The organism is uncultured Sulfitobacter sp. (genome assembly GCF_947502895.1).
In the GTDB taxonomy this organism is placed as follows: Bacteria; Pseudomonadota; Alphaproteobacteria; order Rhodobacterales; family Rhodobacteraceae; genus Sulfitobacter.
In genome coordinates, this window is the sequence record NZ_CANNBM010000001.1 from 944906 (window position 1) to 958125 (window position 13220).

Here is a 13220-nt window from a genome sequence, read left to right on the forward strand (position 1 = left end):
CATCCATTATTTTGACCCAACTTGGCCGCAACCTACATCAACCCTGCGGGCGCGGGAACCACCCCGCGCCTGACGCCGCGTTCTTAATGACATCACATGCCCGCGCCGCCATGCTGCGGCCAAACGTAATCCGCCAGAAGGGTCCCTTCCCATGTCCAGCTATCCCCATATGCTTGCCCCGCTTGATCTGGGCTTCACCACCCTCAAAAACCGCGTCCTCATGGGCTCGATGCACACAGGTCTGGAAGAAACAAAGGACTGGAACCGCGTGGCGGAGTTCTATGCAGCCCGCGCACGCGGCGGTGTGGGCCTGATGGTAACAGGCGGCATCGGCCCCAATATGGAAGGCTCCGTTCTGCCCGGTGCTGCGATGATGGTCAGCGACGATGACGTGAAGAACCACAAAATCGTCACCGACCGCGTGCATGCGGCCGATGGCAAGATCGCCATGCAAATCCTGCACGCAGGCCGCTATGCCTATGGCCCCAAATGCGTGGCCCCCTCTGCTATCAAATCTCCCATCTCGCCCTTCCCGCCAACCGAACTTGACGCGGCAGGGATCGAAAAACAGATCGCGGATATCGCGGCCTGTGCAGGCCGCGCCCAAGAGGCAGGCTATGACGGGGTCGAGGTCATGGGCTCGGAGGGGTACTTCCTCAACCAGTTTCTTGTGACCCACACCAACAAACGTACCGACGAGTGGGGCGGCAGCTATGAGAACCGCATGCGCCTGCCAATCGAGGTCGTCAAACGCGTCCGCGAAACCGTCGGTCCCGATTTCATCATCATCTACCGTTTGTCGATGATTGATCTGGTGCCAAACGGCTCCACCTACGACGAGGTCGCGCAATTGGCCGTCGAGATCGAAAAGGCGGGCGCCAACATCATCAACACCGGCATCGGCTGGCACGAGGCGCGCATCCCAACCATCGCCACCTCCGTGCCCCGCGCAGCCTTTGCATGGGTCACGAAAAAACTGATGGGCAAGGTCTCGATCCCTCTCATCACTTCCAACCGCATCAACACGCCCGAAGTGGCAGAAGAAGTACTGTCCACAGGCTGCGCAGACATGGTTTCCATGGCCCGTCCTATGCTGGCTGACGCGGACTTTGTGAACAAGGCAGCCGCAGGCAACGCCGCACAGATCGCGCCCTGCATCGGCTGTAATCAGGCCTGCCTCGATCACACCTTCGGGGGCAAGATCTCCAGTTGCCTCGTGAACCCGCGCGCCTGTTACGAGACCGAGTTGGTGCTGGAGCCTGTCACGACACCCAAGACCATCGCCATCGTCGGCGCAGGCCCTGCAGGCCTGTCTACAGCACTGGCCGCGGCCGAGCGGGGCCATACCGTCACAGTCTTCGACCGCGCCTCTGAGATCGGCGGCCAGCTCAACCTCGCCAAACAGGTCGCAGGCAAAGAAGAATTCTGGGGCTTTGTCGACTGGTATCGCACCATGGTCGCGCATCACGGCATCACCGTGAATCTCGATACAGAAGTCTCCGCCAATGATCTGGACGGCTATGACGAAGTCATCATCGCCACAGGCGTGGTCCCGCGCGACCCCCAAATCGAAGGGCAAAACCGCGACAACGTCTACAGCTACATCGACGTGCTGAACGGCAACGCAAAGATCGGCGACCATGTCGCTGTCATCGGCGCAGGCGGTATCGGCTTTGACGTCTCAGAACACCTCGTCCATGAGGGCGAAAGCACAACCCTCAACCTGCCCGAATGGATGTGCGAATGGGGCGTGGCCGATACCTCGGATCACCGCTCGGGCCTCGCTCCCGAAGGGCCACAGCCCCACAAACCCGCCCGCGCCGTAACCATGATGCAGCGTAAACCCTCCAAACCGGGCAAGGGTCTGGGCAAAACGACAGGCTGGATTCACCGCGCTTCCCTGACCATGAAAAACGTCGATATGATCGCTGGCGTGAACTATGAGCGTATCGACGACGAAGGTGTACACATCACCTTTGGCGAAGCGCGCGAGAACCCGCAAACCATACCCGCCGACACGGTGGTTCTGTGCGCAGGCCAACTTTCCGACCGTTCGCTCGCTGACGCGCTAGAGGCCAAGGGCACCAAGTGCCATGTCATCGGCGGCGCCGATGTTGCCTCTGAACTCGATGCAAAACGCGCCATCGATCAAGGCACCCGACTGGCGGCGACACTCTAGGCATACGGGAAAATACGCCAATTTTGCTTAAAATTGGCGTAAAATAACCTCACTTCCACGGCATCTGTACAGTCAGACGCGGGCTTTCCCGCTTTGGCGCCGTGGAGGTATCGTGATGCCAGACACATTGATGGGCGGAATTGTAATCAACGAAATTCTCGTTGATCCGAATGGCACAGCCAATTTCGATACAGACGGCAACGGCACCGCCAACAGCACCGACGAGTATATCGAGCTGTATAACGCCTCACCCTCCGCCATCGACATCAGCGGTCTGGAGCTCTGGGACGACGGTGTGGGCCTGTGGTTCACATTTCCACCCGGAACAATTCTGGCAGCAGGCGGGCACGCACTGGTCATGTCTGGCGTCCAGACAGGCGGCGCATTGCCTACAGGCAATGCCGGTGATCTGTTCTTTGATGCGGGACGCGCCTCACCGCTCATCAACAATGGCGGCGACAATGTCGTCGTCTACGATCCCGCCAGCGACGAATATATCGCCGCACGGTTTAACGGCGATCCGTTCGACAATCCTGTCACCGACTATCCCGGCTTTTCCCCTACAGCGACCCAATCGGGCAGCGGCGAAAACTTTGGCAATGATATAGACGGGTTTTCGATCCAACGCGACGGCGACGGGGCCGCGACATTTGTAAACAACGAAGCACCCAGCCCGGGCACGACAAATGTGTGTCTGACAAAGGGAACAACCGTATCCACGCCAAAAGGCGACATACGGGTAGAGGCATTGCGCGCAGGCGATTGGATCAACACGCTTGACCATGGCCCACAACCGATCACATGGATTTTCGCGTTTCACCGCACGGCCGCAGAAATCGCCCAAGACAGCAGACAAGGCGCAATACGCATCGCGCGGGGCGCATTGGGCAACGGGCTGCCACACCGCAGCCTTACCGTATCGCGCCAGCACAGAATGCTTGTGCGCTCCCCTATTGCCGCGCGTATGTTCGCAACCGCCGAAATACTGGTCCACGCCAAAGATCTGGCAGGCGCTGACGGTGTCACCACTGCTCCGGTGCTGGACGGGTTCTTGTTCTTTCATATCCTGCTGCCCCGTCACGAGGTGATCTTCGCGAATGGCGCCCCGACAGAAAGCCTCTATCTCGGTCCCGCCACACTCACATCCCTGTCACCGAACGCCCGCAAAGAGCTGGACGCATTGCCCGCAGCCCACAAACCAGACCCGACAACAGGTCCAGAACCCGCGCGCCTGCTCGCCAAAGGCGCAAAGGTGCGACAGATGGTCAAACGTCACCAGCGCAACGCACTCGCCCTTTGTGGCGCGGGGCTGATAGCAGCCTGAACCCAGAGGTCGAAACACACTGTTCCCCTGTTTCCTGCCTTGCAACGGTTTTGCAATTACCTTGCTACTGTCCCACCCCTGCCCCGATTGCGCCCCATTCCCCCGTCATAGCTCATCGTTGAAATAAGAATGGAAGGGGACGGCATATGGACCGCCTGACAGAAATGGAAGCGTTCGCCACCGTGGTGGATCAGGGTGGCTTTACCGACGCCGCCAAAAAGATGGGGATTTCAAAGTCTGCCGTCTCGAAACACGTCTCGTCACTTGAGGCACGGCTGGGCGCACGGCTGCTCAACCGCACAACACGCCGCGTCTCGCCAACCGAGATCGGCCTTGCATATTACGACCGCGCCCGCCGCGTTCTTAATGACGCGGGAGAGGCTGACGCGCTCGTTACCTCCATGCAATCAGCGCCTTCAGGCCTGCTGCGCATCTCGGTGGCCACAGACTTCGGCGTAAACCACCTCAGTCCGGTCTTATCGGAATTCTTGGGCGATTTTCCCGACATCACCGTCAACATGGTCCTCAACAACCGTTATGTTGAACTAATCTCCGAAGGCTTTGATATGGCCGTCCGGATTGGAGAGCTTGAGGACAGCACCCTGCGTGCCCGCAAACTGACCGAGACGACCAAACGCATGATCGCCTCGCCCGCTTATTTCGAAAAATATGGCCGCCCCGAAAAAATCGACGATCTGAACGATCACAAGCTGCTGCATTATTCGAACCAATCCAGCGGCAATGTCTGGAAACTGACCGCGCCTTCAGGCGAGAAACGTCAGGTCCGCACCGCTGGCTGGCTTTCGGTCAACGACGGACAATCCCTGCTCAACGCCGCCATCTCTGGCCTTGGGATCGCCTATCTGCCCAGCTTCCTCTACTCGGATGCGATGGCGCAGGGACTGATCGAGGATGCAATCCCCGACCTGCCCCAAGAAACCCAAGGCATCTATGCGGTCTACCCACCAGGCCGGTTTACCCAGCCCAAGGTCCGCGCCTTTATCGATTTTCTGGTCCACGCTTTCGCCGAGAAAGGCCCAAGCGACTGGTAAGCCAGACACACGAACACCATCTCCCCTCGGTGAAACTTGCCCCTCGGTTGTGCTTTGCACAATCGGGGGTTTTTTAATTCTGCAATACCACTGCCTCGACACGGCGGTTCGTCTCGCGGCCCGCTTCTGTACTGTTGGTGGTATGGGGGGCAAGGTAACCCATGCCCTGCGCCTCCAGCCGCCCTGCCGTCACGCCGTACCGCCCTACCAGCCGCGCACGCACCGATGCGGCGCGGTTGCGCGACAGGGCGATATTGCCGTCCAGACTGCCCACATTATCCGTATGGCCCACCAGTGCGATGCGCAGTTGCGGACGCGCTGCCAGCGTTTCTGCCAACTCAGCCAGCACGTCAAACGGCCCAGCGCCCAGTTCCGATGTGCCGCTCTCAAAATCCAGACCTGCCAGCACCACGTAGCCGTCGCTCTGCAAAAGCGCGGACATGCTGCCTTGCGGTACATCCAGAACCACAGGGGCTTCGGCAACAGCTGCAACATCCTCTGTCGCCGCATTGCTGCCTGCTTGTATAATCTGGACAAAGCTCGCCCCGCTGGACGCGCTTGCCAGAATATTCACGGCCTCTTCACCACGCAGGGCCGACAATGCGTGGTAGTTGCGGATGTTGACGTACATGTTCGGCGCGGGCAGCACTTCAGCACCAAATCGGAAATCATAGCCGCCACAGGCAGCCGCCGCGCAATCCAGCACAATCGTAAAACCCGCCGCCTCCAACTGCGTGCGCAGCGGGGCCAGCACTTGCAGTGGTGTCAGCCCCGCCTGATCAATCCGCCACGCACTGCGCGCCACGGCACCGACAATACGCTGCGTGGGCAAATGCCCGTCCGCAAACGGGGCCACAGGCAGCTCATAGCGGTCCTGTGCCGTATCACGGGTAATCATCTGCCGCGCACTGGTCGGCAGGTGCAGTTCGACCGCTTGCGCGCCGCCTGCAACCCATAACGCCGCCAGCGCCCAGCCGATCCGCTTCATCGCGATTGCGCGTGATAGCCCTTGTTGGGCCGCATGTCAGACGCGCTTGCCACACGGTTGGTCATGTTGAAAAACCCCGCCACCGATGCGATGTCCCAGATATCGCGGTCACTAAATCCGATCGCGCGCAATGCTTCGCGGTCTTCTTCCTCGATGATCTCGGGGGCCTCGGTCAGCTTGACCGCAAAATCCAGCATCATTCGCGTTTTCGGGTCCAGATCGGCAACACGGTAATTCATCACCATCTGCTCACCCAGTATCGGGTCACCAGACAGCTCGCGCACCGCCGCACCATGCGCTGTCAGGCAATAGAAACACTTGTTCACAGCTGAAACGACGACCGCGATCATTTCGCGTTCCAGCTTGCTGAGGTTGCTGTCCCCCAGCATCAGGTCGTTATACAGCGCGGTAAAGGTGTTCAGCTTGTCGATATCAAACGCATAGGCCTGCAAAACATTCGGAACCATCCCCAACTTTTCAGTACAGATGTCGAAGTACTTTTGTGTCGCTGCGGGCAGCGGATCAACCATTGGCAGGTCAAGGGCGGTTGGGGCATCGTCAGCCATAGTAGGCTCCTTTATTCGGGTAAGATACGGTAATGATACGTGCCAACACGGGCAAAGCCCAGCTTGGTATAAAGCGCGTTGGCAGGTTTATTCGCCGTCACACACAGAACCGCCATATGGGTCGCGCCATGCTTGGCGCCCCACAGAGAGGCCGCGCGCATAATCCACTCCGCAACGCCCTGTTTGCGCTGGTCTGGCAGCACTTCCAGCGCGTGTACCATGGCGATGCCTTCATGGATGCCGACAAACCCCGCGCCTCCGGGTTTTTCGTTCCAGCGCGCCAGTATCCCCGTCTTGGTCTGTGCCCGTTCCATCACATCCAGACGTGCGGGGCCAATGCCGCCCTGCGCCCATATCTCTTTCATAATGGCCAGCGGTTCCCAAATGTTGAAACATGTCACACGCGGCAGCGGCTTGTCTGTCAACTGATCTATCGGGACGCTGTACAGAACCACTTCGTCGATCAAGTCATAGCCACGCGCCTCCAGCAGCGCATCCAGCGCATCATCACCATCGCGGATCATGAACAGCGGCTGCTGCCCCATGTCGCGCATCGCCGCTTCCGCGCGCGGAATATCACCGTCTGTCACGTCGCCCAGCGCCGTCGCAGCAGAGACGCGCTTGCCCCCGCCTGCACCGTCCCGCAAGGTCCACGGCCCCTCGTCCCATGTGCGCGCAGGCGGCCATGTCCCCTCGCATACATCATAAAGCTGGTGGGCAGTGATGCTCATGCAAAGACCTCGGCCAACTTGCCCATCGCCTCGTCCAACAGGGCGGCGTCCTGTCCCCGCACCACAAGGTTCGCCCCGTATTTGCCATCGCGCTGGAACGGATAGCTGCCCATGGACAAATCAGGATAAGCCTCGGCCAACGCGCCGAACGGCCCCGCAATATCGCCTTCGCCGCGGTACACAGTCAGCGTTTTGCTGATCAGCGGCGCGCCCCCTGTCAGAGTGGGCAGCACACTGGCAACCATCGCTTTGAACACACTCGGCACACCCGCCATGACATGAACATTCTCGATCGTGAAACCGGGGGCGGCTGATACTGGATTATCGATCAACGCAGCATCCGCAGGTATCCGTGCCATGCGCAGCCGCGCCTCGTTCAGATCCGTGCCCGCCTTGTCGTAATGCGCCTGCAAGATCGCGCGCGCATCATCGCGCACATCAATACTCTGGCCAAAGGCCGCCGCCATGCAATCGGCGGTGATGTCATCATGGGTCGGCCCGATCCCGCCCGAGGTGAATACCGTGTCATAGGTAGCAGACAGCGCGCGCACCGCCTCAATGATATTCGCAGCCTCGTCGGCCACAATCCGCACTTCGGCCAGCGTGATGCCCGCCTCGGCCAGTTGCCCCGCGAGGTAATGCATATTCGCATCCCGCGTCCGTCCCGATAGGATCTCGTCTCCGATCACCAACATCGCCGCCGTTGGGTTTGCCATTTCGCCTCTCCTTGAGCCTGTGTTCGATACGGTATAGCCCCATCACATGCGCTTTCAAACCGATCTTGTCCCCGCCCGCCTCATTCGCCGCTACAAACGGTTTCTTGCCGATTGCACGCTGGAGGTTGCGGATTCCAAAGGCCTTACCGAGATTGTCGCCCATTGCGCCAACCCCGGCTCAATGTTGGGACTGGCCGAAGCAGGCACACGCGTTTGGCTGGAACCAAACGATGACCCCAAGAAAAAGCTGAAATACGGCTTGCGGCTGGTCGATCACGAGAACGGCCATTTCACAGGCGTCGATACCTCTTTGCCCAATCGCGTGCTGCGCGCCGCCTTGGAGGCGGGCAAGGTTGGTCCGCTGGCCGCCTACGCCTCGATACAGCCAGAGGTTAAATACGGCGAAAACTCCCGCGTTGATTTCCTGCTGCGCGGTGATGGTCTGCCCGATGCCTATGTCGAGGTGAAATCCGTTACCCTGTGCCGCGCTCCCGCGCTGGCCGAATTCCCCGACAGTGTGACAGCGCGCGGCACCAAACATATGAACGATCTGGCCGATGTGGCCCGCGCCGGCCACCGTGCCGTTCTGATCTATCTGGTGCAACGCACCGATTGCACCCACGTAGATATCGCTGCTGATATTGACCCGAAATATGCGGCAGCCCATGCAGCAGCCACCGCCGCAGGCGTTGAAACCATCGCCCTTGGCACCCACATCACCCCGCAGGGCATTGATATCACCGGCCCACTGGCCCTTGGCCGCCCACCACGCTAAACAGGCCCGAATACATGATGGAGAAACAGCGGTGACAGACACCCATAAAGGTCGCACAACCAAAGACGGCATTCGCATCCACGAGGCCGCTGATTTTGCGGGCATGCACGCAGCAGGCCGCCTCGCCGCGACCATTCTGGACGAAATCGCAGAGCATGTGACCGTAGGCCAGACCACCGCCGAGATCGACCGTATCATCGAACAGAAAGTCACCGCCGCAGGGGCAAAATCCGCGACAATCGGGTACAAGGGCTATCAGCATGCCAGCTGCATCTCGATCAACCATGTGGTCTGTCACGGCATCCCGAGTGAGAAAAAGCTGAAAGACGGCGATATCGTCAACATCGACGTGACCGTGATCGTCGATGGCTGGTTCGGCGATACCTCCCGCATGTATGTGGCGGGCAAACTGGCCCGTAAGGCCGAGCGCCTGATCGAGATCACCCATGAGGCGCTGATGCGCGGCATCGAAGTGGTCAAACCCGGCAATACGTTCGGCGATATCGGTCACGCAATCCAGAGCTTTGTCGAAGGCCACCGCATGTCCGTCGTGACCGACTTTTGCGGTCACGGTCTTGGCCGCGTGTTCCACGCCCCGCCAAATGTGCTGCACTATGGCAAGGCAGGCACCAAACCGGTGCTGGAGCCGGGTATGTTCTTTACCATTGAGCCGATGGTGAACCTAGGCCGCGCCGAGACAAAGACCCTCGCCGACGATTGGACAGCCGTCACCCGCGACAAGTCCCTCTCCGCGCAGTTCGAACACTCCATCGGCGTAACCGAAACAGGCTATGAGATTTTTACCCTCTCGCCCGCAGGTAAGTTCCACCCGACATACTAACTGCGGCGCTGTGGGCGGATTTACGACTTTTCCAAATCCCTCGGGATCATTTGTTGCCTTTGCAGCGACAGCACAGTTTCGCCGCACAGCGGCGTGACGTTCGCGCGGATCAGAACAGGTGCGCAAAAGGCTTCGATGTCTTTCGCGTGGCAGCAATGAACCACCTGCGCGCCCTGACTGATACCGATCTGATCACCAGCCAAAAAGACGGTCGCAGCCGCTGTCTTTACCCAAATGCGCTACCCCTCCAGCTGATGAATGCGCGTTGGATTCACGGCTGTTCCGCCCATTGGCCAGACCGGAAGAGCCTGATTAAAACCACCGCTGATACAGTCGCCAGAAAGTAACGCCAAACGATACCAACGACGCCACCAAATCCGTCAACCGCACTTTTATCAAAGCCCAAGTTGCGGCCCCCTGGTCCACCCATGTGGCAACCGATACGCCGCTGCGGTTTTTCTGTGGGTCCACGTGCCAGACCACCGATGGCATGCGCGAAAATGACGGCGGTACCGAATTTGGTGGCATCATCACAGGCATGGTCGAGTGTGCCAGACTGCGCAAAGAGATGCCGGGCGCTCAGCGCTTCATCGCCTCCAATCACCGATCAATGGCCGAGCGTGGCAAGCCTGCCTTTACGCGCCGCATGGTGATGCGCATGGCCCCCCCGTAACGGCTCCCGTCATGGCCATGATCGTGAAAAGCCGCAACGGTTTTAAGACTGGCCGCTCTACCTGTTGGCACCGCGCCGGTGTACGCGGGGTGTACAGCGGGTGTACCCATGGCACCCCGCCTCTAGTCATGCCGCAACAGGGTCACATGGGTGTCGCCGTATTTACGCCTGTCGGTGCGGGTGAACCCTACGGGTGCATCCATCGGCGCGCTCTCTTCCCAGATTATAACCGCGCCCTGTGCCAGCCATCCGCCACTGCGCGCTGCCGCCAACGCCTGCTGTCCCATGCGCTTGCCATAGGGCGGATCGAGGAAGACCAGATCAAACGGCGCGCCTGCCCACACACCCAGCGCCGTGGCATCTTCCCGCAGAACACGGGTCTGGTCGTCTACCCGTAACTTATTGATATTCTGTGCAATCAGCTTTTGCGCGACACGCCCGTTTTCAATAAACACCGCATCCCGCGCCCCACGCGACACCGCCTCAAGGCCCAGCGCACCTGTCCCTGCGAACAGGTCCAGCACATGCGCGCCGTTGATGACACCCAGATGGGTAAGCATGGAAAACAGGCTTTCGCGCACGCGATCAGAGGTGGGACGAAGATGCGCGGCTGCATCGCCCGCACCCACATCCGCCAGCACCGTACCACGGTTTTTACCCGAAATAATCCTCACGCCTTGAGCAGTGCCTTCAGGTCCGAATCCTCATCCGCCACCACCTCTGGTACAGGTGATTTACCGCTTTCTATCAATCTCTTACCCACCATATATCCACGTGGATCATTGGCTGCATCCACAGCCAGCAACGTCTCTCCACGGTAGTACCAGAACGACACAGGACCCGGTGCGACCCCCCGTGTCACCACACGGTCATAGCCTGTATTCAAGCCCGCAATTTGCAGTTTCACATCATACTGATCCGACCAGAACCACGGCTTGGCGACATATTCTTTCTGAGCCCCCATCAGGTTCTGGGCCACCACCTCGGCCTGCTCAATGGCGTTCGGCACGCTCTCCAACCGGATACGCGCACTGCCATACGGGAACGAGGCACAGTCCCCCGCCGCCCAGACATGGGGCGCGCTACTGCGCCCGTAACTGTCCACTGCGATGCCATTCTCCAGCACGATACCAGCCGCTTCAGCCAATGCTGTGGCGGGGGCAATTCCCACACCAACGATCACAAAATCAACGTCCAGTTCAGTGCCATCAGTCAGGACAGCACCGCGCACGGCGTCGTCACCCGTCAGCCGTTCAAGCCCAACACCTTCGCGCAGGTCAACACCATGGTGCTGGTGCAAATCCCTAAAGAAATCAGAGGTTTCAGGCGATGCCACCCGTTGCAGGATACGCGGCGCCATCTCAACCAGCGTCACCTCCAGCCCCAGTTTAGCCGCAACCGAGGCAGCCTCCAGCCCGATGTATCCGCCGCCCACAATCAGCACGCGTGCGCCGCTGACGAAACGCGGGGCCATCGCATCCACATCGGCCAATCCGCGCACCACATGCACACCGTCCAGCGCGCCACCAATCGCTGCTGGCAAGCGGTGCGGCACAGATCCGGTTGTCAGCACTAGATCATCGTAGGCTAGCGGAGTTCCATCCACAGTGATGACCCGTGCAGTCGTATCAACCTCCTCCACAGTCGCCCCTAGGCGCAGATCAATACCATGTTCGGCATAAAAGCTCTCGGGGCGCAAATAAAGCCGCTCCAGCGTCATGTCGCCCATCAAATAGGCCTTGGACAGGGGCGGTCGCTGATAGGGAGGCTGCGCCTCGGCCCCGATCAGGGTCACACGCCCTTCAAAGCCACTATTGCGCAGCTTTGCCACGCAAGACGATCCCGCCTGCCCTGCTCCGATGACAACGATATGGCGCATGGATATTCTCCCCTGTTGCACTGGCCCCGACTGTGTGCAGACCCTATATCTGGGATAAGGACAAACACAATCACATGAAAGGTTACACCATGCCAATTTCCCAAGGCGACACCCTGCCAGACGCAACACTGGTCCGGATGGGTGCCGAAGGCCCCGCACCCGTCAAGATGAGTGATCTGACGAAGGGTCGCAAAGTCGTCGTTTTCGCCGTGCCGGGTGCCTTTACCCCGACCTGCCATTCCGCTCACGTCCCCAGCTTTGTGCGCACCAAGGACCAGTTTGATGCCAAAGGCGTAGACGAGATTATCTGCGTGTCGTGCAATGACCCTTTTGTCATGCAGGCATGGGGCGAAGCGACAGGTGCAACAGCCGCTGGCATCACCATGCTGGGCGATTCCTCGTCCGAGTTCACAAAAGCCATCGGTATGGACTTTGACGCAGCACCCGCAGGTCTGGTCGCACGGTCCAAACGCTATGCGATGCTGGTGGATGACGGCAAAGTTACGCTGCTGCAGGAAGAAGAAAACCCCGGCGTCTGTGACGTGTCGGGTGGCGAAGGCCTGCTGGCCAGCATGTAAAACGAAACAGGGCCGCATCTGCTGCGGCCCTGACTTCTCATTCTTTCAGGCGGCGGGTCAGTCTGCTTTGGCCTGCACCATCGTACGGGTCGGAAACGGGATATCTATCCCGCCAGCATCCAGCGCCTCTTTGACATTGCGAGTCATGTCTGCACGATAGCCAAAATACACCGAGGCATCGCACCACACCCGCACCAGAAAATCGACCGAGCTGTCACCGAGGTTTGTCACCTGCACAAACGGTTCCGGTGCCGCATGGGAGCGCGCGTCAGCCATGATGGTCTCACGAATGATATCCTCGGCGTCTTTGAGGTTGGCCCCGTACCCCACGCCAAACGTCCATTCTGCACGCCGCTTGTCGTTGGTCGAATAGTTCGTGATGATATTGCCCCAAACTTCGGAATTGGGGACAATCACCTGTACATTGCTCATATCCGCCATCTCGGTAAAGTTCAGGCTGATCTGCTTGACGGTACCCATCTTGCCCGCGACTTCCACAAAATCACCCGTTTTTATCGGGCGGAACAGGATCAGCATGACGCCTGCCGCAATATTGGAAAGCGTTCCTTGCAAAGCCAGACCGATGGCCAAACCAGCCGCACCAATTACAGCCACCACAGATGTGGTTTGTACGCCAAAAGTGTTCAGCACAAACAGGACAGTAAAGCCCATGATCACATAACGCAGGATGGAGGCGAGGAATTCGAACAGCATGTCGTCGAGATGCTTGTTCTTCTGGCTCAGCCGCACAATGCGGCGTTGCGCCCAAGCGGAGAGGGTCCAGCCCACAAACAAGATCAGTATCGCGCCCAGAATCGATCCGGCCGCAGAGGCGAGGAAATCCAGTGTCAGCAGATCAGCCAGTGTTTTTCCTTGCCAGATCTCTGTTTCCATTAGTTTATTCACAGTCTCCATTAC

14 protein-coding genes are annotated in these 13220 nt (G+C 59.2%); 7 read left to right on the plus strand and 7 right to left on the minus strand.

Features of this window, described 5'->3' with window-relative positions:
• Positions 1 to 151 precede the first annotated feature (151 nt).
• The 3 genes from Q0903_RS04835 to Q0903_RS04845 all read left to right on the plus strand — a co-directional run bounded on the left by Q0903_RS04835 (position 152) and on the right by Q0903_RS04845 (position 4555).
• Positions 152 to 2179 (plus strand): NADPH-dependent 2,4-dienoyl-CoA reductase, encoded by a 2028-nt coding sequence (locus tag Q0903_RS04835; RefSeq protein WP_299413313.1) that lies wholly within the window; start codon positions 152 to 154, stop codon positions 2177 to 2179.
• Positions 2180 to 2294: 115 nt separating this feature from the next.
• Positions 2295 to 3503 (plus strand): Hint domain-containing protein, encoded by a 1209-nt coding sequence (locus Q0903_RS04840; protein WP_299413315.1) that lies wholly within the window; start codon positions 2295 to 2297, stop codon positions 3501 to 3503.
• A 146-nt stretch (positions 3504 to 3649) separates the two neighbouring features.
• Positions 3650 to 4555, plus strand: a complete 906-nt coding sequence (locus Q0903_RS04845; RefSeq protein ID WP_299025846.1) for a LysR family transcriptional regulator — start codon at positions 3650 to 3652, stop codon at positions 4553 to 4555.
• Positions 4556 to 4628: 73 nt separating this feature from the next.
• On the opposite strand, the gene Q0903_RS04850 is transcribed toward Q0903_RS04845, so the two are convergent.
• Genes Q0903_RS04850 through Q0903_RS04865 form a run of 4 tightly spaced genes read right to left on the minus strand, consistent with a single transcriptional unit; the run spans position 4629 to position 7556 of the window.
• On the minus strand, positions 4629 to 5543 hold the full coding sequence (locus Q0903_RS04850) for an OmpA family protein (RefSeq protein WP_299413318.1): 915 nt from the start codon (positions 5541 to 5543) through the stop codon (positions 4629 to 4631).
• Complete coding sequence (locus tag Q0903_RS04855; protein WP_299413321.1) at positions 5540 to 6109, minus strand: peroxidase-related enzyme; 570 nt, start codon at positions 6107 to 6109, stop codon at positions 5540 to 5542. Before Q0903_RS04855 ends, Q0903_RS04850 begins: the two co-directional genes overlap by 4 nt.
• Before the next feature lie 11 nt (positions 6110 to 6120).
• Positions 6121 to 6840 (minus strand): GNAT family N-acetyltransferase, encoded by a 720-nt coding sequence (locus Q0903_RS04860; protein ID WP_299413323.1) that lies wholly within the window; start codon positions 6838 to 6840, stop codon positions 6121 to 6123.
• Positions 6837 to 7556: a molybdopterin-binding protein gene (locus Q0903_RS04865; protein WP_299413325.1), complete on the minus strand. Its 720-nt coding sequence runs from the start codon at positions 7554 to 7556 to the stop codon at positions 6837 to 6839. Before Q0903_RS04865 ends, Q0903_RS04860 begins: the two co-directional genes overlap by 4 nt.
• A gap of 46 nt (positions 7557 to 7602) precedes the next feature.
• On the opposite strand from Q0903_RS04865, the gene sfsA reads away from it, so the two are divergent.
• The 3 genes from sfsA (at position 7603) to Q0903_RS04880 (ending at position 9845) form a co-directional block, all read left to right on the plus strand.
• Entirely contained in the window at positions 7603 to 8331 is a 729-nt protein-coding gene (sfsA, locus tag Q0903_RS04870; RefSeq protein ID WP_299413327.1) for a DNA/RNA nuclease SfsA, read from the plus strand.
• A gap of 31 nt (positions 8332 to 8362) precedes the next feature.
• A complete protein-coding gene (gene map, locus Q0903_RS04875; protein ID WP_299025858.1) occupies positions 8363 to 9172 on the plus strand; it encodes a type I methionyl aminopeptidase in 810 nt (269 codons plus the stop codon).
• Between the two features lie 430 nt (positions 9173 to 9602).
• A complete protein-coding gene (locus Q0903_RS04880) occupies positions 9603 to 9845 on the plus strand; it encodes a hypothetical protein (RefSeq protein WP_299413330.1) in 243 nt (80 codons plus the stop codon).
• A gap of 122 nt (positions 9846 to 9967) precedes the next feature.
• Here the strand turns inward: Q0903_RS04880 and rsmD are convergent, their stop codons facing one another.
• Both rsmD and Q0903_RS04890 read right to left on the minus strand, forming a co-directional pair.
• Positions 9968 to 10519, minus strand: a complete 552-nt coding sequence (gene rsmD / locus Q0903_RS04885) for a 16S rRNA (guanine(966)-N(2))-methyltransferase RsmD (RefSeq protein ID WP_299413333.1) — start codon at positions 10517 to 10519, stop codon at positions 9968 to 9970.
• Positions 10516 to 11724, minus strand: coding sequence for an FAD-dependent oxidoreductase (locus Q0903_RS04890; RefSeq protein WP_299413335.1), 1209 nt, complete (start codon positions 11722 to 11724; stop codon positions 10516 to 10518). The genes rsmD and Q0903_RS04890 overlap by 4 nt, the downstream gene beginning before the upstream one ends.
• Positions 11725 to 11813: 89 nt before the next feature.
• On the opposite strand from Q0903_RS04890, the gene Q0903_RS04895 reads away from it, so the two are divergent.
• Complete coding sequence (locus tag Q0903_RS04895; protein ID WP_299027694.1) at positions 11814 to 12302, plus strand: peroxiredoxin; 489 nt, start codon at positions 11814 to 11816, stop codon at positions 12300 to 12302.
• Positions 12303 to 12359: 57 nt separating this feature from the next.
• Here the strand turns inward: Q0903_RS04895 and Q0903_RS04900 are convergent, their stop codons facing one another.
• Positions 12360 to 13217 carry a mechanosensitive ion channel domain-containing protein gene (locus Q0903_RS04900; protein WP_299025867.1) on the minus strand — a complete coding sequence of 286 codons (858 nt, stop codon included), beginning with the start codon at positions 13215 to 13217 and terminating at the stop codon, positions 12360 to 12362.
• Positions 13218 to 13220: the final 3 nt, after the last annotated feature.

Bases quoted from the DNA above. Each gene is read 5' to 3' on its own strand.
- Q0903_RS04835 (WP_299413313.1), top strand. From the start codon at position 152: ATGTCCAGCTATCCCCATATGCTTGCCCCGCTTGATCTGGGCTTCACC.
- Q0903_RS04845 (WP_299025846.1), top strand. From the start codon at position 3,650: ATGGACCGCCTGACAGAAATGGAAGCGTTCGCCACCGTGGTGGATCAG.
- Q0903_RS04855 (WP_299413321.1), bottom strand. From the start codon at position 6,109: ATGGCTGACGATGCCCCAACCGCCCTTGACCTGCCAATGGTTGATCCG.
- Q0903_RS04865 (WP_299413325.1), bottom strand. From the start codon at position 7,556: ATGGCAAACCCAACGGCGGCGATGTTGGTGATCGGAGACGAGATCCTA.
- Q0903_RS04840 (WP_299413315.1), top strand. From the start codon at position 2,295: ATGCCAGACACATTGATGGGCGGAATTGTAATCAACGAAATTCTCGTT.
- Q0903_RS04850 (WP_299413318.1), bottom strand. From the start codon at position 5,543: ATGAAGCGGATCGGCTGGGCGCTGGCGGCGTTATGGGTTGCAGGCGGC.
- Q0903_RS04890 (WP_299413335.1), bottom strand. From the start codon at position 11,724: ATGCGCCATATCGTTGTCATCGGAGCAGGGCAGGCGGGATCGTCTTGC.
- Q0903_RS04895 (WP_299027694.1), top strand. From the start codon at position 11,814: ATGCCAATTTCCCAAGGCGACACCCTGCCAGACGCAACACTGGTCCGG.
- sfsA (WP_299413327.1), top strand. From the start codon at position 7,603: ATGCGCTTTCAAACCGATCTTGTCCCCGCCCGCCTCATTCGCCGCTAC.
- Q0903_RS04900 (WP_299025867.1), bottom strand. From the start codon at position 13,217: ATGGAGACTGTGAATAAACTAATGGAAACAGAGATCTGGCAAGGAAAA.
- Q0903_RS04860 (WP_299413323.1), bottom strand. From the start codon at position 6,840: ATGAGCATCACTGCCCACCAGCTTTATGATGTATGCGAGGGGACATGG.